Origin of the sequence: Thermomonospora curvata DSM 43183, assembly GCF_000024385.1 — a bacterium.
Lineage (GTDB): Bacteria > Actinomycetota > Actinomycetes > Streptosporangiales > Streptosporangiaceae > Thermomonospora > Thermomonospora curvata.
The window spans coordinates 2708077-2731288 of record NC_013510.1 but is presented as its reverse complement, the minus strand read 5'-3'; the positions used below and the strand labels follow the sequence as shown (position 1 = coordinate 2731288).

20 protein-coding genes are annotated in these 23212 nt (G+C 70.9%); 6 read left to right on the top strand and 14 right to left on the bottom strand.

Annotation, left to right across the window (positions count from 1 at the left end; all coding sequences use genetic code 11):
• The first annotated feature begins 39 nt into the window (after window positions 1-39).
• The 3 genes from TCUR_RS11575 to TCUR_RS11565 all read left to right on the top strand — a co-directional run bounded on the left by TCUR_RS11575 (window position 40) and on the right by TCUR_RS11565 (window position 3085).
• Window positions 40-1116 (top strand): DUF3616 domain-containing protein, encoded by a 1077-nt coding sequence (locus TCUR_RS11575; protein ID WP_012852688.1) that lies wholly within the window; start codon window positions 40-42, stop codon window positions 1114-1116.
• Between the two features lie 98 nt (window positions 1117-1214).
• Window positions 1215-2408, top strand: coding sequence for an acyl-CoA dehydrogenase family protein (locus TCUR_RS11570; RefSeq protein WP_012852687.1), 1194 nt, complete (start codon window positions 1215-1217; stop codon window positions 2406-2408).
• 131 nt (window positions 2409-2539) lie between these two features.
• A complete protein-coding gene (locus TCUR_RS11565; RefSeq protein ID WP_012852686.1) occupies window positions 2540-3085 on the top strand; it encodes an FHA domain-containing protein in 546 nt (181 codons plus the stop codon).
• A 7-nt stretch (window positions 3086-3092) separates the two neighbouring features.
• Here TCUR_RS11565 and trhA read toward each other — a convergent pair whose 3' ends face one another.
• A complete protein-coding gene (gene trhA / locus TCUR_RS11560) occupies window positions 3093-3824 on the bottom strand; it encodes a PAQR family membrane homeostasis protein TrhA (RefSeq protein WP_012852685.1) in 732 nt (243 codons plus the stop codon).
• Between the two features lie 90 nt (window positions 3825-3914).
• On the opposite strand from trhA, the gene TCUR_RS11555 reads away from it, so the two are divergent.
• Window positions 3915-4829, top strand: a complete 915-nt coding sequence (locus TCUR_RS11555; protein WP_012852684.1) for a TIGR03619 family F420-dependent LLM class oxidoreductase — start codon at window positions 3915-3917, stop codon at window positions 4827-4829.
• A 3-nt stretch (window positions 4830-4832) separates the two neighbouring features.
• Here TCUR_RS11555 and TCUR_RS11550 read toward each other — a convergent pair whose 3' ends face one another.
• A complete protein-coding gene (locus tag TCUR_RS11550; protein ID WP_012852683.1) occupies window positions 4833-5264 on the bottom strand; it encodes an Lrp/AsnC family transcriptional regulator in 432 nt (143 codons plus the stop codon).
• 18 nt (window positions 5265-5282) lie between these two features.
• Complete coding sequence (locus TCUR_RS11545; RefSeq protein WP_012852682.1) at window positions 5283-6332, bottom strand: LacI family DNA-binding transcriptional regulator; 1050 nt, start codon at window positions 6330-6332, stop codon at window positions 5283-5285.
• A 254-nt stretch (window positions 6333-6586) separates the two neighbouring features.
• Between TCUR_RS11545 and TCUR_RS11540 the strand changes: the two genes are divergently transcribed.
• On the top strand, window positions 6587-7801 hold the full coding sequence (locus tag TCUR_RS11540) for an ABC transporter ATP-binding protein (protein ID WP_012852681.1): 1215 nt from the start codon (window positions 6587-6589) through the stop codon (window positions 7799-7801).
• 114 nt (window positions 7802-7915) lie between these two features.
• On the opposite strand, the gene TCUR_RS26465 is transcribed toward TCUR_RS11540, so the two are convergent.
• From TCUR_RS26465 to TCUR_RS11500, 8 genes are all read right to left on the bottom strand, one after another.
• On the bottom strand, window positions 7916-9346 hold the full coding sequence (locus TCUR_RS26465; RefSeq protein ID WP_012852680.1) for a NucA/NucB deoxyribonuclease domain-containing protein: 1431 nt from the start codon (window positions 9344-9346) through the stop codon (window positions 7916-7918).
• A 332-nt stretch (window positions 9347-9678) separates the two neighbouring features.
• Complete coding sequence (locus TCUR_RS11530; protein WP_012852679.1) at window positions 9679-9876, bottom strand: hypothetical protein; 198 nt, start codon at window positions 9874-9876, stop codon at window positions 9679-9681.
• Between the two features lie 120 nt (window positions 9877-9996).
• Window positions 9997-10506 (bottom strand): DUF6461 domain-containing protein, encoded by a 510-nt coding sequence (locus TCUR_RS11525; RefSeq protein WP_281055188.1) that lies wholly within the window; start codon window positions 10504-10506, stop codon window positions 9997-9999.
• Window positions 10507-11153: 647 nt separating this feature from the next.
• Entirely contained in the window at window positions 11154-12056 is a 903-nt protein-coding gene (locus TCUR_RS11520; protein WP_012852677.1) for a carbohydrate ABC transporter permease, read from the bottom strand.
• Window positions 12057-12063: 7 nt separating this feature from the next.
• Entirely contained in the window at window positions 12064-13485 is a 1422-nt protein-coding gene (locus TCUR_RS11515) for an ABC transporter permease subunit (protein ID WP_012852676.1), read from the bottom strand.
• Between the two features lie 156 nt (window positions 13486-13641).
• Entirely contained in the window at window positions 13642-14976 is a 1335-nt protein-coding gene (locus TCUR_RS11510) for an ABC transporter substrate-binding protein (RefSeq protein ID WP_012852675.1), read from the bottom strand.
• Window positions 14973-16202 carry an ABC transporter ATP-binding protein gene (locus TCUR_RS11505; protein WP_012852674.1) on the bottom strand — a complete coding sequence of 410 codons (1230 nt, stop codon included), beginning with the start codon at window positions 16200-16202 and terminating at the stop codon, window positions 14973-14975. Before TCUR_RS11505 ends, TCUR_RS11510 begins: the two co-directional genes overlap by 4 nt.
• A 326-nt stretch (window positions 16203-16528) precedes the next feature.
• Window positions 16529-17644 carry a M24 family metallopeptidase gene (locus TCUR_RS11500; RefSeq protein ID WP_041439564.1) on the bottom strand — a complete coding sequence of 372 codons (1116 nt, stop codon included), beginning with the start codon at window positions 17642-17644 and terminating at the stop codon, window positions 16529-16531.
• Between the two features lie 104 nt (window positions 17645-17748).
• On the opposite strand from TCUR_RS11500, the gene TCUR_RS11495 reads away from it, so the two are divergent.
• Window positions 17749-18678 carry a 5'-3' exonuclease gene (locus tag TCUR_RS11495; protein ID WP_148232995.1) on the top strand — a complete coding sequence of 310 codons (930 nt, stop codon included), beginning with the start codon at window positions 17749-17751 and terminating at the stop codon, window positions 18676-18678.
• A 299-nt stretch (window positions 18679-18977) separates the two neighbouring features.
• Here the strand turns inward: TCUR_RS11495 and TCUR_RS11490 are convergent, their stop codons facing one another.
• From TCUR_RS11490 to tatA, 3 genes are all read right to left on the bottom strand, one after another.
• Window positions 18978-21728, bottom strand: coding sequence for a DEAD/DEAH box helicase (locus TCUR_RS11490; protein WP_012852671.1), 2751 nt, complete (start codon window positions 21726-21728; stop codon window positions 18978-18980).
• A 65-nt stretch (window positions 21729-21793) separates the two neighbouring features.
• Entirely contained in the window at window positions 21794-22645 is an 852-nt protein-coding gene (tatC, locus tag TCUR_RS11485; RefSeq protein WP_052305486.1) for a twin-arginine translocase subunit TatC, read from the bottom strand.
• Between the two features lie 233 nt (window positions 22646-22878).
• Window positions 22879-23190 carry a Sec-independent protein translocase subunit TatA gene (gene tatA, locus TCUR_RS11480; protein ID WP_012852669.1) on the bottom strand — a complete coding sequence of 104 codons (312 nt, stop codon included), beginning with the start codon at window positions 23188-23190 and terminating at the stop codon, window positions 22879-22881.
• Window positions 23191-23212: the final 22 nt, after the last annotated feature.

Here is a 23212-nt window from a genome sequence, read left to right as displayed (position 1 = left end):
GAGTTGACCCGAATCGACCTCAGGGGGGCATCGGCACGCATGATCGTGGAACGCCGGGTGGAACTGCGCTTCGCCGAAGAGAGCCAGGCCGCCGAGACGCACACCAACCTCTCGGCCGTCCGCCAGGACGGCCGCTGCCTGTGGGTGGCCGGCGACGAGACCGCCACCGTCGAACGGCTCACCGCCGAGTTCGACGAAAACGGGCAGGTCACCGGCTACGGCGACCAGCGCACCATCGCACTGGCCGACTTCGTCGAACTGCCCGCCGGGCGCGACGAAGAGGCCGACATCGAAGGGCTGGCCCGCGCCGACGGCTGGCTGTGGGCGATCGGCTCCCACAGCCTCAAGCGCAAGCGCATCAAGCCCGGCCACAGCGACCGCAAGTCCCGCAAACGGCTGGCCACCGTGGTCCGCGAGGAAAACCGGCACATCCTGGTGCGACTGCCGCTGGTCACCGGCCCCGACGGGCTGCCGCAGGTGGTGGCCGCCGACGGCGACCGCACCGCCGCGGTGCTGGGCGGACGCGGCGACTCGCTGACCGACCTGCTGGCCGACGACCCTCACCTGGCGCCGTTCCTGTCCATCCCCAGCAAGGACAACGGCATCGACATCGAAGGCATCGCCGCCGTCGGCGACCGCATCTACGTCGGGCTGCGCGGCCCGGTGCTGCGCGGCTGGGCCGTGCTCATCGAGATCAGCCCCGAGACCGACCCGGACGACCCGGGCCGGCTGCGGCTGCGCCCCCTCGACAGCGGGGAGCTCTACCACACCCACTTCCTGGACCTGGGCGGGCTGGGCATCCGCGACCTGTGCCCCGACGGCGACGACCTGCTCATCCTCACCGGCCCCACCATGTCGCTGAGCGGCCCGGTCCGCGTGGTCCGCTGGCCGAACGCCGCCAAGGTCGCCGCCCCCGACATCGTGCACGCCGATGAGCTGACGGTCGTGGGGAACCTGCCGCACGGCGACGGCGAGGACCACGCCGAGGGCATCGCCGTCCTGGACGAGACCCACGGCGACGGGCCGACCCTGCTGGTGGTCTACGACAGCCCCGCCGGGGAGCGGCTCACCGACCACGGCGGCATCTACGCCGACGTGGTCTCCTTCTCCCGCTGACCGGCCCGCGCCGCCGGAGGCCACCCGGGTAAGCGCTTGCTTGTGCGTTCTGCTTGGATGGCCTCCGGCACATCGGGCCTGGAAGGGGAAGGACACACATGATCGAGTGGTCGGATGAAGACCGGATGATCCAAAAGGCCATCCGCGATTGGGTCGACGCCGAGCTGCGACCCCGCGTCGATGAGCTGGAATCCGGGCAGCTGCCGCCCTATGACCTGATCCGCAACCTGTTCCGCACCTTCGGCATGGACGAGATGGCCCGCTCGTCCTTCAAGGCCCGCGCCGAGGCCGAGCGCTCCGGCGCCGAGCGCAAGAGCGGCGGGGGCGGCAACCCCGCCCTGTCGATCCTGCCGATCATCGAGCTGTGCAAGGTCTCCCCCGGGCTGGTCACCGCCATGGGCGTCAGCCTCGGCCTGGCCGCCGGCACCATCATGAAGCGCGGCACCCCCGAGCAGCGCGAACGCTGGGGACTGGACCTGCTGACCTTCGACAAGGTCGGCGCCTGGGCGATCACCGAGCCCGGCTCCGGCAGCGACGCCTTCGGCGGCATGCAGTCCACCGCCCGCAAGGTCGGCGACGAGTACATCCTCAACGGCAGCAAGACCTTCATCACCAACGGCCCCTACGCCGACACCATCGTCTTCTACTGCAAGCTCGACGACGGCCGGCCCCCGCGGGAGCGGGAGATCCTCACCTTCGTGCTGGACCGCGGCATGCCCGGCCTGGAGCAGAGCAAGCCGCTGCGCAAGATGGGCCTGCACGGCTCCCCCACCGGCGAGCTGTTCCTAAGCGACGTGCGGGTCGGCCCCGACCGGCTGCTGGCCGGCGGCGGCAGCGGCAAGGAGTCGGCCAAGCAGAACTTCGTCACCGAACGCGCCGGGCTGGCCGCCATGGCGCTGGGCGTCATCGAAGAATGCCTGCGCCTTTCGGTGGAGTACGCCAAGAACCGCGTGCTGTGGGGCAAGCCCATCGGCGAATACCAGCTCATCCAGCTCAAGCTGGCCAAGATGGAGGTCGCCCGCCTCAACGTGCAGAACCTGGTGTTCCGGCACATCGAGATGCAGCGGGCCGGCCGCACCCCCACCCTGGCGGAGGCCTCGGCGATGAAGCTGTACGCCGCCCAGGCCGCCGTCGAGGTCACCAGCGAGGCGGTGCAGCTGTTCGGCGGCAACGGCTACATGAGCGAATACCGCGTCGAGCAGCTGGCCCGCGACGCCAAGTCCTTCCAGATCTACGCCGGCACCGACGAGATCCAGATCACTCACATCGCCCGTGACCTGCTGTCCCGCTGAGCGGGCGGGCAAAGCCGCCGCAGCGGCGAACAAACGCCCGCCGGCGGGCGTCTGACCCGGCGTCCGATGGCCGTGGCCCGCGTGCGGGCCACGGCTGGACAGCCGCGGAAGGGAGCTGGATACTCGCAATCATGGACGGTCAGGCCGCGTACCCGGTTCGGGTGTCCGACAAGGAACGCGACCGGGTGTTGCGGGTGCTCGGCGACCGGGTCGCCGAAGGGCGAATCTCGCAGGACACCTTCGAACGCCGCGTCGAGCGGGTGCTGACCGCCCGCAGCCGCGCCGAGCTGGAGCAGGTCGTCTGCGACCTGCCCCCCGAGCGCGGCGTGATCGACAAGATCACCTCGCTGGTCTCCGCGCTGTCGCAGATCACCGCGCGGATCGAGGCCGCCTGGCGGGCCCCCAGGCTGCCGCGGCTGCGCCTGCCGGCCGCCGGCGGCCGCATCGTCGTCGGCCGCGCCCCCGGCTGCCACTTCATGCTGACCGACCTGACCGTCTCCCGCTTCCACGCCGAGCTGTACCGCGACGAGGACGGCTGGATGGTGGCCGATCTGGGCTCGATGAACGGCACCCGGGTCAACGGCTGGCGGCTGACCGGCCCGACCCGGCTGCGTCCCGGCGATGAGATCGGTTTCGGCAACGCCACCTTCATCGTGGCGGCCCCCGACGGGCGGTGACGCGGCCCTACAGGGCGCCGGTGCGGTAGACCACCACCGACACGGCGATGTACTGCAGCACGTAGGCGGCGATCGTCAGCGCGTGGAACACCTCATGGAACCCGAACCAGCGCGGTGAGGGGTCGGGCTTGCGCAGCCCGTACACCAGGCCACCAACGCTGTAGAGCACCCCACCCAAGATCACCAGCGCCGCCACCAGCGGCCCGGTGCCCTCCAAGAACTGGGGCACGAAGAACGCCGCCACCCAGCCCAGCCCGAGGTACAGGGCGGTGTACAGCCAGCGGGGCGCCCTCACCCACAGCACCCGGAACAGCACCCCGGCCGCGGCGCCGCCCCACACCACCGACAGCACCACCGCCCGGGTCGCACCCTCCAAGATCAGGTAGGCGAAGGGGGTGTAGGTCCCGGCGATGATCAGGTAGATGCTGGCGTGGTCGAAGCGCCGCAGCCAGTCGGCCACCCGCGGCGACCAGCGCCCGCGGTGGTAGGTCGCCGACACCCCGAACAGGGCCGCCGAGGTCAGCGCGTACACCGCCGCACACAACCGGGCCGCGGGCGTGGGGCCCAGCGCCACCAGCAGCATCCCGGCCACCAGCACCAGCGGGAAGGTGCCCAGGTGCAGCCATCCGCGCAGCTTCGGCTTGACCGCCTGGGCCGGCTTACCGGGAACGCGCATGATCACCTCCGAGCCCTTTCCGTCAGGGTAGCGGTGATCGTCCCCTCCGTTCGGGGTGATCATCGTCATCCTTGCCCGGTATTTCGGTCACACTCTCCGGGCGCCGGTCTTAACGCTGTAAGGTTGCTGCGGTCGAGTGCGAGGAGGCACACGATGCTGATCGGTTTCGCGGTGCCGGTGGCGGGCCCCTGGGCGACCCCGGCCAATCAGGTCCGTATCGCCCGGCGCGCCGAGGAGCTCGGCTACCACTCGCTGTGGACGCTGCAGCGGCTGCTGGTGCCCGTCGGCGGCGACCCCCGCGCCGAGACCTACCGCAATGTCGGCGACCCGCTGGTCACCCTGGCCTACCTGGCGGGCCTGACCAGCCGGATCCGGCTCGGCGTGGCCGTGGTCAACCTGCCCTTCTACTCCCCTGTGCTGCTGGCCAAGCAGGCCGCCACACTCGACCAGGTCAGCGGCGGGCGGCTGGAGCTGGGACTGGGGCTGGGCTGGATGCCGCAGGAGTTCACCGCCACCGGGGCGTCCATGCAGCGGCGGGGCGCGCGGGCCGAGGAGTTCCTGGCGGCGCTGCGGTCGCTGTGGACCGAGGAGATCAGCTCCTACGCCGGGGAGTTCTACACGATCCCGCCGTCGCGGCTGGAGCCCAAACCGCTGCAGCGGCCCGCCCCGCCGATCCTGCTGGGCGGCAAGAGCGCCCCGGCGCTGCGCCGGGCCGGGCGGCTGGCCGACGGGTGGATCAGCTCCAGCACCGCCGACCTGACCACGATCGGCGAGCAGATCGAGCTGGTCCGCACGGCCGCCGCCGAGGCCGGACGGGACCCGGATGCGCTGCGGTTCGTGTGCCGGGGGGCGGTGCGGGTGCGTCCGGACGCCGGAGCAGACCGGCCCCCGCTGACCGGGTCGTATGAGCAGCTGCGCGCCGACTTCGCGGATCTGGCCGCCCAGGGCGTCACCGAGCTGTTCGTGGATTTGAACTTCGATCCGCAGCTGGCCGGGCCGGACGCCGACCCGGCCGCGGCCATGGAGCGCGCCGAGGAGACGCTGGAGGCGCTGCGCCCGGCGGGCTGACCGTCACAGCGGGGGCGGGCGGTCCTCATACGGGGTGCTGAGCACCACGGTGGTGCGGGTGGAGACGTTGGCGGCCGCCCGGATCTGCTGCAGCAGTTCCTCCAGGTCGTTGGGGGTGGCCACGCGCACCTTGAGGATGTAGCTCTCCTCCCCGGCCACCGAGTGGCAGGCCTCGATCTGGGGCAGGTGCGCCAGACGCTCGGGGGCGTCGTCGGGAGCCGCCGGGTCGATCGGCTTGATCGACACGAACGCCGTCAGCGGCAGCCCGATCTGCTCGGCGTCCAGCTGGGCCGTGAAACCCTTGATCACTCCGCGTTTTTGCAGCCGCCGCACCCGCTGGTGCACCGCCGACACGCTCAGCCCGGTCTCCTTGGCCAGATCGGTGAAGCTCATCCGGCCGTCGCGGGCCAGCAAAGCGATGATCTGACGATCCATCTCCTCCACGGAGGAAATTTAGCGTGTTCGGGCACTTCGCACGGCCGGTGTGCGGGAGGGCGGGCCGCAGCTGCCGCGGATCACCAGCTCGGTGGGCAGCACCACCGGACGGGCCCGCTCCCGCCGCGCCGGGTCGCGCCGCAGCACCTCACAGGCCCGGTACCCCATGTCGCGGGCGGGACGGGCCAGCGCCGTCAGCGGCGGGTCGCACAACTCCGCCCACGACACGTCGTCGACCATCGCGATCGACAAATCGGCGGGGACGCGCAGGTCCAGCTCCCGCGCCACCAGCACCACCGCCTCGCCCAGCAGGTGCCCGGCCGCCAGCACCGCGGTCATGTCCGGGCGGCGCTGCAGCAGGGCCGCCGCGGCGGCCAGCGCGCTGTCGCGGCCGGGCCGGGCCCGCACCACCAGGTCTGCTTCCACCTGCAGTCCCAGCTCGGCCAGCGCGGTGCGGAACGTCGTCTCCCGGACGCCGCCGGCCTCCGCCGGCGCGGCCGGGTCGCCGGTGCCCAGGAAGCCGATGCGCCGGTGGCCCAATCCGGCCAGGTACTCCACGGTCGCGCGCACCCCGGCCGCGTCGTCGGCCAGCACGGCGGGGATCTGCGGCAGCTCCTTTGGCGCGCGGTCGACGAAGACCACCGCGATGCCGGCCCGCAGCGCCGAGCGCCACCAGTCGCCCTCGGCGGCGGGGGTGGCGATGACGCCGTCCACCCGCTGTTCCACCAGGCGGTCGACGATCTCGGCCTCCCGGCCGGGGTCGCCGTGGGAGGCCTCCAGCAGCACGTGCTCGCCCAGGGTGCGGGCGCAGGCCAGCACCCCGGCGGCCAGCTCGGCGCAGAACGGGTCGGTGATCTCCCCGACGACCAGGCCGACGCTGCCGGTGCGGCGGGTCTTCAGGCCGCGGCCCAGCGCGCTGGGCCGGTACTCCAGTTCCCGGGCCGCGCGCAGCACCCGCTCCCGGGTGGCCTCGCTGACCGGCCCGGAGCCCGACAGCACCCGCGAGACGGTGGCCACCCCGACCCCGGCGCGGCGGGCCACGTCCTTGATCGTCGCCGCGCGGCTCACCGGCCGCTCGCAGACATCATCGGTGCTCGCCTCTCCCCCATCCCGGACCGTCCCATCCTCCCATGCCCAGACCTGTATGGAAACGTTTCCAATCAACCGCCGCCCACATGATCACTTCTGACTTCTCAGATTCCCGATCCCAGCGTTCACCAGCACCGATGAAATAAGGGATGGCGCGATTGGTCCACACCACTCTTGACAGCATGGTCGTCGCCTGATGAGGTTCAGTGGAAACGTATTCACCGGAGGTTGCGATGGCGCAGATCACCCTGGAGGGCGTCGACAAGGTCTACGCCGGCGGCGTCAAGGCCGTCGACTCGCTGAACCTGCACATCCGCGACGGGGAGTTCATGGTGCTGGTGGGCCCGTCCGGGTGCGGCAAGTCCACCGCGCTGCGGATGATCGCCGGACTGGAGGACATCAGCGCCGGCACCATCACCATCGGCGACCGCGTGGTCAACGACCTGGCCCCCAAGGACCGCGACATCGCCATGGTCTTCCAGAACTACGCCCTCTACCCGCACATGACCGTGGCGCAGAACCTGGAGTTCGGCCTCAAGCTGCGCGGCGTCTCCAAGGAGGAGCGCCGCCGCAAGGTCCAGGAGGCCGCCAAGATGCTCGGCCTGGAGCAGTTCCTCGACCGCAAGCCGGCCGCGCTGTCGGGCGGGCAGCGGCAGCGGGTGGCCATGGGCCGGGCGATCGTGCGCGAACCGCAGGCGTTCTTGATGGACGAGCCGCTGTCCAACCTCGACGCCAAGCTGCGGGTGTCCATGCGCGCCTCGCTCAACCAGCTGCACGAGCGGCTCGGCGTCACCACCGTCTACGTCACCCACGACCAGGTCGAGGCCATGACGCTCGGCGACCGGGTCTGCGTGCTGCGGGAGGGCAAACTGCAGCAGGTCGACACCCCCCAGCGGCTGTTCGACCACCCGGTCAACCTGTTCGTGGCCGGATTCATCGGCTCCCCGGCGATGAACTTCGTCACCGCCGACCTGGCGCCCGGCGACGGCGAGGGCGTCTTCGCCGCCTTCGCCGGGCTGCGCTTGCCGGTGCCCCAGGACGTGCTGGCCGCCAAACCCGGCCTGGAGAAGTACCTGGGCCGCAAGGTCATCCTCGGGGTGCGCCCCTCGGACTTCGAAGACGCCGCCCACGCCAAGCCCGACTGGGCGCGCTTTGCGGTGACCGCCCAGATCACCGAGGAGCTCGGCAGCGAGATCAACGTGATCTTCACCGTGGACGCCCCGCCGGTGGAGCACAAGGACACCGCCGACCTGGCCGCCGACGTCCAGGACGACGACGATGCGGCGCTGCCGCTGCAGGAGAACAAGGCGCTGTGGACCGCCCGGGTCAACGCCCGCTCGGCGGTGCGCCCCGGCCGGCCGATCGAACTGGCCGTCGACACCAGCCGCCTGCACTTCTTCGACCCGACCACCGGGCTGGCGATCGGCCACCCCGGCGCCGCCTCCTGACGGCCGCCCGGCCGCCCTCTTCGCCGCGCCGCCCTCCGGGGCCGCCGCAGACACCCGTGCGGTTTCCGGTCCGGGGCATCGTCCGTCACGGACCGGAAACCGCGCCGGCGGTCTTCAGTTCGCGATCTCTACGTAGAAGTCGTCCTGGTCGTAGAGGATCCGGTCGTTGAGGTAGTACAGCCTCAGCAAGGTGCCGGCGGTGCTGTTGTGGCTGGGCGGCACGTAACGGACGGAGAAGTCCCAGTCAGGGCTCGCCGCACCCTCCTTCGTGCTCGCGAACGGGTACTCGTCGCACTGCCAGCTCGGGTCGTCCGGGGGCGGCGGCCCGGTCTCCTGGTAGGGCGGGCGCCGCAGGCAGGCCCGGTCCTTTTCGGCGCTGTTGGCGCGCCAGGCGGGGCCGTCGTAGGGAATGCGGTGCAACGCGGTCCCCGGAGAGGTGGTTCCTATGTACTTTCCGGGTATCCGCTTTCCGGTCGCCAGTGGATAGGTGGAATCGGGGAGCTGCTGCGCGGCGTAGATGTGCGCCGCCACGCGCTCGATCCGGGGATCGCTGAGCGAGTAGGTCAGGTGCGGGATGACCGAGTAGTAGACGCAGGCTTTCGGATAGGAGGCCTGCCCTTGGTTGAAGTAGGTCGCCGAGTCGCAGCGGATCAGGACTTCCGGACCGTAGACCGGGAGCCCGATGTAACCGTTGCTGCTGCCGTCGAAACGGTCGCGCCAGCGGTGGTACAGGACCTTGTCGGCGCCATTGCCGGCGCTTTCATGGGAATAGATGTCCCACCGCATCCACCCGACGTTGGGCCAGGCGGCATAGGGTATGGCGGCGTCACCGGGAGCCGCGTGACAGTAGGTGAAGCTCTCACTGCAGTCGGCACGGACGCTGAGCGTCAGGTTGGGTGCCGTAAAGAGCAAGTCCCATAGGCTCCAGTCCTGGTAGTCGACATCGGTGACGCGGAAGAAGACCCGGATGCCGCGTTCATCGTTGCGCCCGTAACCGGCCTCCTCGTAGCTCACCACGTTGCTTCCCTGGTAAACGATCCGGGCACCGACCCACCGGTAATAGATCACCTGCAGTTTCTGCTTGCGGCACCAGAACCATCTGTTGACGACATGCCCGGTCGGCCGGGGCGCGGCATCATCGGACAGGCAGGACCGCACCTGTTCCTCGTCCGGGACGTCAGGAGCTCTTTTCACCCGGGGCGGTTCGTCCGTCACTTTCACTTTGGAGGTGTCGTACTTGGACACCTCGCCGTGGCGGGACGCGATGCGCCGCGCCTCTTCCCGTGCCCGGTCCGGTGTCAGGGGCTTGCGCTTCTTTTCCTCGAAGGGCGCCGGCGGATCGCCCCCGAGCTCCACTCTCTGGACCAGTGCGCCCGGTATCTTCGGCGGCTTACGGCCGGCGTCCGGCACCGGCTTGCTCGTCTTGCCCGGGTCGGGCGCATTCCGCGCAGCCGCCGACGCGGCCGGTCCCAGCGCGGCCGGCACCAGCATGATCGGCACCGAGATCGCAAGGAGCAGGAAACATCGGAGTCGCCGGAGCCACATGCCGTCTCCCTTTGAGAACTCTCACGGGTTGGCCCGGCTCGACTTCCCGCAGCCGCGAGGAAGGCATCGTTGACTTCGCCTTCACGCCCGCAGGTTCCCCGCAACAATAATGCGATCGAAGCGCAAATGCGATATGGGATCTCTATCCCGTCACCTGATGGAAAGACGAACAAGTCCGGAAGGCTACGCCCTGCGCCCTGAGTTTCGTGACATTCCAGGACCGGCAAGACACTTCGTGCAATCGTTGCCAAAAACATCAGAATCGGATGCCCCTTGCCTTCCGGGAAGTGGCAGATCGAGACGGAGACGGCGGCGAAGGGTGGCCGTTCCTCTCAAAGGCCCTCATTGCGAAGTCGCGCGAGCACCTCGGTGCGGCGTGCGGACGGAGCCGCGCAACGCCCGATGATCTGGTAGTGGGCGATCTCGGGATCGGAGGACAGCAGGGCGCGCAAGTCCAGACCGACGCGATGCCGCGGGAACGCCCGTCCGATGTCACCTGCGCCCGGCGCCACCGGGCCGGCGGCGGCCATGCCCGCCGCGCGCCTCATCGCCCTATGAGCGGATGGCTCGGCCGAGCGGCAAGGCGGTCACGGCACGGCGCTCCCCTCGCTCCAGCGCCGCCAGGGCCTGCGCCACCGGCGGATCCCCGATCACGCCGGCTTCCGCCGCATCACGCCGCACCGGCTCCATGGCGATCGCATGCCGGCGGTCGTGGGGGCGGCGGCGACGGCATCGGCCAGCTCAGGGTCGTCCATGCGCAGCGACTGGACGTCCGGTGCCTGCGGCGGGTCGTCCGGCAACGGCAGGACCGGTGCGGCCCGCAACGGTCCCCGCAGCACATCCGGGCTCAGCCGCGCCCCCGTCACCCGGGTGGCGAGCGCCAGGGCGGCCGCATCCGCCGCCTCGGGCACTTCTTCGGCCTCCGCGCTCAAACCCACGGCCTCCATCAGCGGCACCAGCCGATCCGGCTCATCGCCCCAACGCACCCGGGGACACGTTTGCCGGAACACCGTCCCCTCACGGCCGTCCACCACATGCGCGAACCGCCCGTTCCCACTGATCGCAGCCATCACCGATACGGCCTCGGTGCCCTGGGACAGGACCCGCAGAACCTCCCTGCGCGCACCTCGAAACCGTTCTCCTCCACCGTAACGGCCCACACCACCGGCCCTTCTCGATCATCGAACCGCCCGGTGGGATCGGTGAACATCACCGACTGGATGCGGCCCGGGTCGGCGCCTATCCGCCGTAGCGTCTCCTCCGCCCAAGCCCTCAGACGAAAGCGATGCAAAACGCCCCCGCCAGGCCCGGGAACCGCTCGGCCAGCCAGGCGTAATCCGCCGCCGTCACCTCACTCACAAGGACCCCTGAGACGGGAACGGGACCTGTTCTTCCGCGTGTGCCCGATGACATCACATGCTCCCGAGGTGGTGCCGTTCATTCCTCAGGAGCAGCACGTCCTCGGGCACGCCCGTGAACGTCCTCTCCCCCACCCCGGCCGGGCCGCCCGGCGGGCAACCAGCCTGGACGCCGTGCGCCATAAGCCGTCCACGCGATCGGCGGCGTGCAGAGCCGGCCGCGCGGAGCGGGCACCGGTCACGCCGGCATGCCACAGGTGATGGAACCGCCCGGACGTTCGGCGTACCCGCTCTCCCAAGCGTCTCCCAACGGCCCTTCGCAAGGCCGGACGAGCAGCAGATGATCTTCGCTTGGGGGCGCGGGAACGGCCGGAGAGGAAATGCCGCGGGGGCGGGCACAAGGTGCACCCTCCCCCGCGGCGGCGACATCGTCGCAGGTCAGCGCGGCATCACTTGACCGAGCCGGCCAGGACGCCCTGGACGAAGTAGCGCTGGAAGGCGAAGAAGACGACCAACGGCACCAGCATCGAAAGGAACGCGCCCGAGGAGATGATGTCGATGTTGGAGCCGAACTGGCGGGTCTGCTGCTGGATCGCCACGGTCAGCGGGTAGGAGTCCTCGTCCCCGAAGATCAACGCGATCAGCAGGTCGTTCCACACCCACAGGAACTGGAAGATGGCCAGCGAGGCGATGGCCGGGCCGCCCAGCGGGAAGATCACGCGGCGGAAGATGGTCCACTCGGTGCCGCCGTCCATGCGGGCGGCCTCCAGCAGGTCGCGGGGGATGCCGGCGAAGTAGTTGCGCAGCAGGAAGATCGCGAACGGCAGCCCGTAGGCGGTGTGGAACAGCACGATGCCCGGGATGGTGCCGAACAGGCCGACATTGCCGAACAACTGGATCAGCGGGATCAGCCCCACCTGCACCGGCACCACCAGCAGCGCCACCACGCCCAGAAACAGCCAGTCGCGGCCGGGGAAGTCGATCCAGGCGAAGGCGTAGGCGGCCAGCGCCGCCACGACCACCACCAGCACCGTGGTGGGCACGGTGATCATCACGGTGTTGACGAAGCCGCGGGTGATGGAGTCGTTGTCCAGCAGGTTGCCGTAGTTGGCCAAGGTCAGCTGGGCCGGCGCGGTCAGCACCGTCCACCAGCCGCCGGCGGCGTTGTCGGCCGACGAGCGCAGCGAGGCGATGAACAGGCCGATGGTGGGCACCAGCCACACCAGCGCGATGAGCACCAGCACGACCTGCACGGCCGTGCCGCCCAGCCGGCCGACGATACGGGAGGCCACCGAGCGGCGCGGCGCCCCGGCCGCCCGGTCCACCGGTGCTGCCTGTGTGTCGACGGTCATCGGCGGCTCACCCCTGCTCGGCTCGGAAACGACGGATGTTGAAGATCATCGCGGGCAGCACCAGCAGGAACAGCACCACCGCGATCGCGCTGCCCAGCCCCTGGTCGGGGCTTTCGCCGACGAAGGACACCAGGTACATCCGCAGCGCCAGCACATTGGCGTCCTGCAGCGACGAGCCCGGCGCCATGATGTAGACCAGGTCGAAGATCTTCAGCACGTTGATGACCAGCGTCACGAACACCACCACCAGCACCGGCGCCAGCAGCGGGATGGTCACCCTGCGGAAGACCTGCCACTCGGTGGCCCCGTCCACCCGGGCTGCCTCCAGCGCATCCCGGGGGATGGCCGCCAGCCCGGCGCCGATGAGGACCATGGCGAAACCGGCCCACATCCACACGTACGCGCCGATGATCGCCGGGGTCACCAGGCTGGGGCCCAGCCAGGTCACGCCGCCATAGGGCGGGGTGAAGTTGTCGGCGGCAAGGCGCAGCGTGTAGGAGCCGGGCGCCAGCCCGCCCAGCTCGAAGGTGCCGTCGTCGCGGGAGGTGGTGGTGGCCACCACCTTGCCGCCCGACAGCGCCTCGATCTTGACCTCGGGCAGGCCCTTTTCGTTGCCGTCGATCTGGTTGACCGTGCCGCCGCCGGGGGCGAAGTCGGCCCACACGGTGCCGGTGATGGCGTCCGGCTTGGCGGCGGCGGGACGGGCCGGCTGCAGTTCCCGCTGCTTGGCGGGCGAGATCGACACCAGCGGCAGCAGCGTCGTCTGCCCCGGCTGAACCTGCTCGGCGGTCACGTACGCCCGCTCGTCCTCAGGGCCTTCGGGACGCAGCGGGCTGCCCTGCTCGCGGGGCCGCGCCCCCGGGTAAGGGGAGGGAGAGACGAAGGTGTCGTGGATGCCGACCGCGATGGCGTTGAGCACGCCCCGTTCGGGCGAGTGGTCGTAGACCAGCGTGAAGATCACACCGGCGGCGACCATGGAGATCGCCATCGGCATGAACACGATGGTCTTGAAGGCCGCCGCCCAGCGGATCCGCTCGGTGAGCACCGCGAAGATCAGCCCGAACGCGGTGATCAGCGCGGGCGCCACCGCCACCCAGATGGCGTTGTTCTTGATGGCGGTGAAGGTGGCCGAGTCGGTGAACATGGTGACGTAGTTGTCGAACCAGATGAACTGATCACCGTCGGCGTCATACAGGCTGCGCCACAGGGTGTACCCGATCGGGTACACCACCAGCAGCGCCAGCAGGATCAGCGCCGGCGCCAGGAACCCGCCGGCCAGCCACGGCGGGGGGCCCAGCCGCCCGCGCCCGGTGCTTCGGGCGGCGGGCGCGGCGGTCGGCTCGGCCGTCGCGGCGGGTCCGGGCGGGGAGGTTGCCTGCCCGTCCGGCTGCTCCTTACGCGGCGCGGACGGGTCGAAGGTGTCGGTCATCGCGCTCTCCCGGAGGCTCGGCGAGGTGTCCTGCACCTGCTGGGGAGGGTCGGGACGTCCCCGAAGCGGCACGCCGCCGCGGGGTGCGGGCGGGTCGGCCCGCTCTCCCCCGGAGGCGCGCGGCCCCCGGGGGAGAGGGGTCATCGGCCGGTCGGCTCAGGACTTGAAGGCGGCGGCTGCGGCCTTCTCCAGCTTCTCGGCGGTGCCGTCCACATCGTCGGGGTCGGCCAGGAAGTCCTGCAGGATCTTCCACTCGCCGGAGCCCTTGGTGCCGCCGAAGGCGGCCGGGGCCAGGTCGGACATGTCGAAGCGGAAGGCGTCACCGGCGTCGATCACCGCCTTGGCGATCCGCCGCTGCACCTCGTCGGGGTAGACCGACAGGTCCAGCGCCTTGTTGGGGGAGATGAACCCGCCCTGCTCGGCCCAGACCTTGGCGGCCTCGGGGGTGGCCAGGAACTTCATCAGCTCCCGCGCCGCGGGGGTGTCCTTCATCATCACCGCCACGTCACCGGCGCCCACCACGGGAGTGGTGCTGCCGGCGGCGGGGAAGGGGAAGAAGTCGGCGTCGGTGCCGACCTTGGAGTTGGTGGCCGAGGTGATCTCGGAGGCGACGAAGTCGGCGCCGGGCAGCATGGCGGCCTTGGGCTCATCGCCGAACACCGCCGGCACCGAGGCGGGGAACTCGGTCTGCAGCGCGCCCTTGGCGCCGCCTGCCAGGTAGGAGTCCTTGCCCCAGATCTCGGCCAGCTTGCGCAGCGCCTCCTTGACCGTGGGGTCGGTGTACTTGATCTCGTGCTTGGAGAGCTGGTCGTACTTCTCCGGCCCGGCCACCGACAGGTACACGTTCTCGAACCAGTCGGTCAGCACCCAGCCGTCGGCGGCGCCGACGGAGATGGGGGTGGTGCCGGCGTCGGAGAGGGTCTGGGCGGTCTTGACGAAGTCGTCCCAGGAGGCGGGGGGCGTGGTGATGCCGGCGTCGGCGAAGGCCTGCTTGCGGTACCAGACGGTGGACTTGCTGGAGGCCTTGAAGTAGACGCCGTAGACGGTGCCCTCGTGGGAGCCGAGGTCCTGCCAGACCTTGGCGAAGTTCTGCTGCACCAGGGACTTGGCCTCATCCGGCAGCGGCTTGATCCAGCCCTTTTCGGCGAACTCCACCAGCACGCCCTGCTGCGGCAGGAACGCCACGTCCGGCGGCGCGTTGCCCTCCACCTTGGAGCCGAGGTAGGCGGCGACGTTGTCGCCGGTGGGGGTGTAGGTGACCTCGGCGCCGGTGCGCTTTTCGAACTCGTCGAGGACCTTCTGGAACTTGGCGCCCTCGTTGGAGCCGGTCCAGATCGCCGCCACGGTGAGTTTCTGGCCCTTCAGGGCGCCGTCGCCGGAGCCGGAGTCGTCTCCGCCGCCGCAGGCCGCGGCGGTGGAGACCGCCAGCCCGGCGGCCAGGACGGCGCCCAGCAGCCGCCGCCGGCCCATCGAACGTCTTCCGTCCCTCATGCGGTTTCCTTCCTCGGGGAAGGCTGCGTCGAGTCCCAGATCGACGCGCCTGTATCGGGATCGAAGAAATGCACCCGTCCGGTGTCGACCTGGGCGGCGACCTGGTCGCCGACCTTGATCCGGGTGCGGGGGCTGAACCGGGCGACCATGGTGGTGCCCGCGGCCCCCGGTCCTTCGGGTACGTCGGCGCCCACGTCGCGCGCCAGTTCCCGGGTGTCCTCGGTGACCACCTGTTCGGCGTCCACCGAAAAATGCACCAGCACGTCGGAGCCCATCGCCTCGACCAGGTCGGCGACGGCGGTCAGCCGGGCGTGCTCGGGCCCGCCGCTGAGCGCGGCGTCCTCCATGTCCTCGGGGCGGATCCCGGCGATGACCGGCCGGTTCACATACGAGCGCAGCGCCGGCCGGTGCTGCAGCACCTCCTGCGGCAGCGTCAGGGTCTGGCCGCCGCGGAAGCGCAGCAGCAGCCGCCCGTCCTCCTCCGCGAGCGTGCCCTTGAGCAGGTTCATGGCCGGGGAGCCGATGAAGCCGGCCACGAACAGGTTGGCCGGGCGGTCGTACAGCTCCTGCGGGGGCGCGATCTGCTGGAGCACGCCGCGTTTCATCACCGCGACCCGGTCGCCGAGCGTCATCGCCTCGGTCTGGTCGTGGGTGACGTAGATGGTGGTGACGCCCAGGTCGCGCTGGATGCGGGCGATCTCGGCGCGCATCTGCACCCGAAGCTTGGCGTCGAGGTTGGACAGCGGCTCGTCCATCAAGAACGCCTGCGGCTGGCGGACGATCGCCCGGCCCATGGCCACCCGCTGCCGCTGGCCGCCCGACAGGTGGCGGGGCTTGCGGTCCAGGTGGTCGCGCAGCCCCAGCAGGTCGGCGGCCTGCTCGACCTTGCGGCGGATCTCGTCCTTGGGGACCTTGCGCAGCGACAGCCCGAAGCCGATGTTGTCGCGCACCGACAGGTGCGGGTAGAGGGCGTAGCTCTGGAAGACCATGGCCACGTCGCGGTCGCGGGCCGGCACCCGGTTGACCACCCGGTCGCCGATGCGGATCTCGCCGGTGGAGATCTCCTCCAGGCCCGCCACCATGCGCAGCGCGGTGGTCTTGCCGCACCCGGACGGCCCCACCAGCACCAGGAACTCCCCATCGGCGATGTGCAGGTTCAGGTCGGTGACCGCCTGGAAGCCGTCGGGGTAGATCTTGCCGACACCTGACAGGACGACCTCGGCCACGACGTCTCCTTCGCTCGCTGCAACGTCAGGGACATCCGCCTGTAACCCCGACGGAACACATAAGCCGTACCCCGCTCCTATCCAGGGCCGCAACCGTCATACGCTTCGCAAAAGGTTCGTGAAGAGATCGTTATAACGGCCAGGCACCTTTCAGACAGGCGTAAGGAAAGTCTGACGGCGCTCGGCGCCCCTGCTCGGAGCGGCATCTTCGCAGGTCACCGCCTCAATGAGGCAGGCAGGGGCCCGTGCGGAGCCCCTGCCTGCCTCATCCTGCGCCGAATATCGGACGGCGCGATACGGCCCGTTGCGGCCAGGCCGCCTCGGGGTCAGTCCACGACGATCAGATCGCGCTCGACGTGGTTCACCGACTCGAAGCCGTCCTCGGTGCACACCACGATGTCCTCGATGCGGGCGCCGTGCTCGCCGGGGTAGATGCCCGGCTCCACCGAGAAGGCCATGCCCGGCTCCAGCGGGCGGGTGTTGCCGGCCACGATGTAGGGCTCCTCGTGGGTCTCCAGCCCGATGCCGTGCCCGGTGCGGTGGATGAAGAACTCCCCGTAGCCGGCCTCGGCGATCACCTCGCGGGCCGCGGCGTCCACCTGCTCGGGCGTCACCCCCGGACGCACCGCCCGGCAGGCGGCCTGCTGCGCCCGCCGCAGCACCTGGTAGTAGGCGGTGTAGGCGGCCGGGGGCTCGCCGATGCAGTAGTTGCGGGTCTCATCGGAGCAGTAGCCGCTGGGCATGGTGCCGCCGATGTCGATCACCACCGGCTCGCCGGGGCCGATCACCCGGTCCGACAGCTCATGGTGCGGGCTGGCGGCGTTCGGGCCGGAGGCGACGATCACGAAGTCCACCTTGGCGTGCCCCTCGGCGACGATGGCCTCGGCGATGTCGCGGCCGACCTCCCGCTCGGTGCGGCCGGCCTTCAGCAGCGCCGGCACCTGGCGGTGCACCCGGTCGATCGCCGCGCCCGCCTCGCGCAGCGCGGCGATCTCGGCCGGGCTCTTGCGGGCCCGCAGCCGGCCCATCACCCGCCCGGCCGGCACCTGCCGGGCCTGCGGCATGGCCTCCTGGAAGCGCAGCGCCATCACCGCCCACATCCGGTCGGCCACGCCCACCGCCCGCGCCGCCGGCAGCCGGCGGGCGACCAGCGCGTACGGGTCGTCGGTCTCCTCCCAGGGCACCATCTCCACATCCAGCGCGCCGGCCGGGGAGGCCTGGGCGGCGGCCAGCTCCAGGCGGGGCACCACCAGGAACGGCTCCCCGTGGGCCGGGACCACCAGGCAGGTCAGCCGTTCCAGCTGGATGGCGTCATAACCCGTCGCATAGCGCAGGTCCGGGCCGGGGGTCAGCAGCAGGGCGTCCAGCCCGGCCTCGGCGGTCGCCTCCCGGACCCGGGCCAGCCGGGAGGGCGGGTACAACTGCGTCAGATCCGGTTTCATCACGATCACGGTCCTTCGTCGCTGGGATGCTCCCAGCATCCCAGCACCTGCGGCGTGCTCCGGCGGGCCGGGGAACGTCCCCGGCACGTGGCACGATGGCCCCCATGGATGCGCTGATGCTGCTCGACACGCCGTCGCTGTACTTTCGGGCGTTCTTCGGCGTGCCCGAGTCGGTGACCGCGCCGGACGGCACACCGGTCAACGCGGTGCGCGGCCTGATCGACATGATCGCCCGTCTGGTGGCCGACCGCTCCCCCGCCCGCCTGGTGTGCTGCATGGACGCCGACTGGCGACCGGCCTTTCGAGTGGCGGCGCTGCCGTCCTACAAGGCGCACCGGGTGGCCGCCGACGGCGGCGACCAGGTGCCCGATGCGCTGGCGGCGCAGCTGCCGATCATCGACGCGGTGCTGGAGGCGGCCGGGCTGGCGCGCGCCGGGGTGCCCGGTTATGAGGCCGACGACGTGATCGGCACGCTGGCCGTGCGGCATGCGGCCGGCGGCGGCGCGGTCGACATCGTCACCGGCGACCGGGACCTGTTCCAGCTGGTGGACCGGCGCGGGCCGATCCAGGTGCTCTACACCGCGCGCGGGGTGCGCAACCTGCAGGTCATGGGCGAGGAGGAGGTCGCGGCCCGCTACGGCATCCCCGGCCGCGCCTACGGCGAGTACGCCGCCCTGCGCGGCGACCCCAGCGACGGGCTGCCGGGAGTGCCCGGGGTGGGCGACAAGACCGCCGCGGCGCTGGTCAGCCGGTTCGGCTCGGTCGCCGGCATCCTGCAGGCCCTGGACGCGGGAGTCACCGAGGGCTTCCCCGCGGGCAGCCGCCGCAGGCTGGAGGCGGCCCGCGAGTATCTGGCCGCCGCCGAGACCGTGGTGAAGGTGGTCACCGACATCGACGCACCCGAGCTGACGGCGCTGGAGGACGAGCTGCCCCGCCGGCCGCGCGACGAGCAGGCGCTGAGCGCCCTGGCCGAGCGGTGGAATCTGGGCGGTCCCGTCGGGCGGCTGCGCAAAGCGCTGGCCGCCGCTTCCTGACCGGGCCGTCCGGCGGCCTGTGTCAGGTGACACAGACCACGGCCGCCGCCCGGCAGATCATGCTCTCAGGCCATCCATGTCCGCGGCTGGTCAGTGACGGGCCGGTGCCCAGGGCCGGGCGAACCCCACTCCCTCTCGCCGGGGCACCGGCTCCCCGTCGCCGGGAAAGACCGGCACCGCCTGGGACGGGGGCCGGGGTTTTTCTCGCCGGACGGCAGGGGGTCGCCGTCCCGGGGGGACGGGCCGGCGGGCGGTGCCCGGCGATCCGCCGCCCACCGGCCTGGCCGGCGCTGACGCGGTCAGGCGACCGAGGAGTAGGCGACCACCCCGCGGCGCAGCCCGTCCATGGCCTTGCCCGCCGTCTGCCGGACCCGGCTGCCCTCGGGGGCGGCGTCGGCGACCTGGCCGAGCAGGTCGATCAGCTGCTTGACCGCCCGCACGAAGTCACCGGCGGTCATCTGCGACTCCAGCAGCACCTCATCCAGCGAATGGCCCGAGGCCCACCGGTAGGCGGTCCAGGCGAATCCCAGGTCGGGCTCGCGCAGGAACGACACCCGGTTGTCCCGCTCGATGGCCTCCAGCTCCCCCCACAGCCGCATCATGGCGGCCAGCGCCTCCTGGGCGGCGCCGGGCGGGGTGCGGGGGGTCGCCGCGTCGTCGGGCTGCCGGGACTCGTACACCAGCGCCGACACGCACGCCGCCAGCTCGGCGGGCTCCAGCTCCTCCCACAGGCCGGCGCGCAGGCTCTCGGCGGTCAGCAGGTCCAGCTCGTTGTAGATGCGGCCCAGCCGCCGTCCCTCCTCGGTGACGGTGTCGCCCTCCAGGTAGCCCAGCTGCTCCAGCACCGCGCACACCCGGTCGAAGGTGCGGGCGATCACCTGGGAGCGGCCCTCCACCCGGCGGCGCAGCGCGTCGGTATCCCGCTTGAGCCGGAAGTAGCGCTCGGCCCAGCGGGCGTGGTCTTCGCGCTCGTCGCAGCCGTGGCAGGGGTGGCGGCGGATCTCCCGGCGCAGCCGGGAGATCTCCTCATCGTCCACCGCAGGGGTGCTGCGCCGCCCCCGGTGGGCCTTGACCTGCGCGTCGGGCACCTTGTTGCGCAGCGTGGCGGCCAGGTCGCGGCGCTGCTGGGGGCTGCGCGGGCTGAAGGAGCGGGGGATGCGGATCCGCTCGATCGGCTCCACCGGGTGGGGGAAGTCCAGCACCGACAAGCGCTGCACCGACCGCTGGGCGGTCAGCACCAGCGGGGCGGGGCCGTCAGAGCGCCGGCCCAGCCCCGGGTCCAGCACCACCGCCAGGCCCGAGCGCCGCCCGGACGGCACGACGATCACATCGCCGGGGCGCAGCCGCTCCAGCGAGCGGATCGCCTCGGCGCGGCGGGCGCTGGAACGCTCCCGGGCCAGTTCGGCCTCCCGGTCCGACAGCCGCCGGCGCAGCGCCGCGTACTCCATGAAGTCGCCCAGGTGGCAGGCGGCGGCCTCGGCGTAGCCGGCCAGGGCCTCTTCGTTGCGGTGCACCTGGCGGGCCAGGCCCACCACCGCCCGGTCGGCCTGGAACTGGGCGAAGGACTCCTCCAGCAGGTTGCGGGCGCGTTCCCGGCCGACCGCGCCGACCAGGTTGACGGCCATGTTGTAGGAGGGGCGGAAGCTGGAGTTGAGCGGATAGGTGCGGGTGCCGGCCAGCCCGGCCACCGCGAACGGGTCCATGCCCGGCGACCAGATCACCACCGCATGGCCTTCGACGTCGATGCCGCGCCGCCCGGCCCGCCCGGTCAGCTGGGTGTACTCCCCCGGGGTCAGGTCGGCGTGGGTTTCGCCGTTCCACTTGTCCAGCTTTTCGATCACCACGGTGCGGGCGGGCATGTTGATGCCCAGCGCCAGCGTCTCGGTGGCGAACACCGCCTTGATCAGACCGCGGACGAACAATTCCTCCACGATCTCCTTGAAGGTCGGCAGCATCCCGGCGTGGTGGGCGGCGATGCCGCGCATCAGCCCTTCCAGCCACTGGTCATAGCCCAGCACGCGCAGGTCCTCATCGGCCAGGTCGGCGGTGCGCAGCTCGACGTGGGCGCGGATCTCCTCGGCCTCCTGGCGGGAGGTCAGCCGCAGCCCGGCGTGCAGGCACTGGGCGACGGCGGCGTCACAGCCGGCCCGGCTGAAGATGAAGGTGATGGCCGGCAGCAGCCCGGCGCGGTCCAGCCGCTGGATGACCTCCGGGCGGGAGGGGGGACGGAAGCGGGGCGGGCGGGCGATGCGCTTGCGGCCGGTGCGCCGGCCGGAGTTGATCTTGGCGCGGCGGATCTCCTCCACCGCGATGTTGCGCAACTGCGGGTTGATCTTGGGGCGGTCCTGCCCGTCGCCGGTGTCGACGAACAGGTCATACAGCCGGTTGCCGACCAGCATGTGCTGAAACAGCGGCACCGGCCGGTGCTCATCGACGATCACCGCGGTCTCGCCGCGGACCTCCTGCAGCCACTCGCCGAACTCCTCGGCGTTGGAGACGGTGGCCGACAGCGCCACGATCCGCACCGAGTCCGGCACGTGAATGATGACCTCTTCCCACACCGCGCCGCGGAACCGGTCGGCCAGGTAGTGCACCTCGTCCATGACGACGAAGGCCAGCCCGGCCAGGGTGGGCGAGCCGGCGTACAGCATGTTGCGCAGCACCTCGGTGGTCATCACCACGATCGGCGCTTCGCCGTTGACGCTGTTGTCGCCGGTCAGCAGGCCGACCTTGCCCGGGCCGTAGCGGCGCACCAGGTCGGCGTACTTTTGGTTGGACAGCGCCTTGATGGGCGTGGTGTAAAAGCACTTGCGCCCTTCCAGCAGCGCCAGGTGGACGGCGAACTCCCCCACCACGGTCTTGCCCGACCCGGTGGGGGCGGCCACCAGCACGCCCTTGCCCGCCTCCAGCGCCCGGCAGGCCTCCAACTGGAACTCATCCAGCTCGAAGTCGTACAGGGTCTGGAAGTCCAGCAGTGCGGGCCCGTTGTCGCGGACGCGCGCACGGTAGGCGGCGTACCGCTCGGCGGGCGTGGTACCAGGGGAACTCATGGCATCGAGCCTATGGTTTGGCCCGCCCCGTTCCGAACCGCTCGCCGCACGCTCGCCCGGCCCGCTCAGCGGGTCGGCTCCACGCGGTCGCCGCCGGCGTCCTCGCGCAGCCCCTTCTCCAGCTCGGCGTCGATCTCCTCGAGGTTCAGCGGGGCCGCCTCATCGTCGGACAGTCCCGCATACGGGTCGGGACGGCGGGCCCGCCGCCGGTCGTTCAGGAACGCCAGCAGCGCCGCGGCCTCGAACAGCAGCACGGTCGGCAGGGCCAGGGCCAGCATGGTGAACGGGTCGGCGCTGGGGGTGGCCACCGCCGAGAACACGAAGATGCCGAAGATGATGATCCGCTGGGACTTGCGGATGCGGGCCGAGGTCAGCACCCCGGCCAGGTTGAGGATGACCACGAACAGCGGCAGTTCGAACGTCAGCCCGAACACCAGCAGCATCGCCAGCACATAACCGAGGTAATGGTCCACGGTGATCAGTGCGGCCACGTCTTCAGGCACGAAGCCCAAAAAGATCGACAGTCCCTTGTCGACGGTGAGATAGGCCAGTGCCGTGCCGACGAAGAACAGGGGAATCGCCGCGCCCATGAAGATATAGGTCCAGCGGCGTTCATTGCGGTACAATCCCGGCGCCACGAAGGCCCAGAGCTGATACAGCCACACCGGCGCCGACAGCACCGCCCCGATGATAAAGGCGATCTTCAGCCGCAGGAAAAAGGCGGAGAAGATGCCGTTGACCACCAGTGAACAGGCGCCGTTGAGGTCCTTGGACTCCGGCAGGGCGCAGTAGGGCTCTTTGAGGAAGTCCCAGACCGGCTGGAAGATGATCCAGCCGATGACCGTGCCGAGCAACAGGCCCAAGATGGCCTTGATCAGCCGGTTGCGCAGCTCACGGAGATGGTCCATGAGCGGCATCCGGCCCTCGGGGTCGACCGCCCTTCGCCGCCTGGTCAGTCTCATCATCAAGATCGCAGCTCGCGCCTGTTCGCCGGGATCAGCAGGTCAGTGGCTCTTTTCCGGCACGTGGTCTCCGGTGCCGGCAATGGAGGCCCCAGGGGTGCCCGGTGCCGTGTCGCCATTGCCACGGCATCGGCCCTTGCCCGCGGCCGGTCCACTTTGACCGGCGGAAACGGCGTGCCGGGTGAGGTTCAGTGGTTGCGCGCCTGGTTGGGGTCCACCGGAACGCCCTGAATGGGCTGCCCGGGGGGCAGCTGGGGCTGCTGCGGCTGCGCGTACTGCTGAGGCTGCTGCGGCTGGGCGGTGTACTGCTGCGGCTGCGGAGCCGGCTGCTGGGGGCGCGAGAGCTCCTCGTCGTCCTCCTGCAGACCCCTGGCCTCGGCCTTGAGAATGCGCGCGGACCTGCCCAGGGACCGGGCGAGCTGCGGCAGCTTCGCCGATCCGAACAACAGCATGACCACCGCAAGGATGATCAGAATTTCGGTCCAGCCGAGTCCAGCCATGTCCCACCTCTTCAGCGGATGC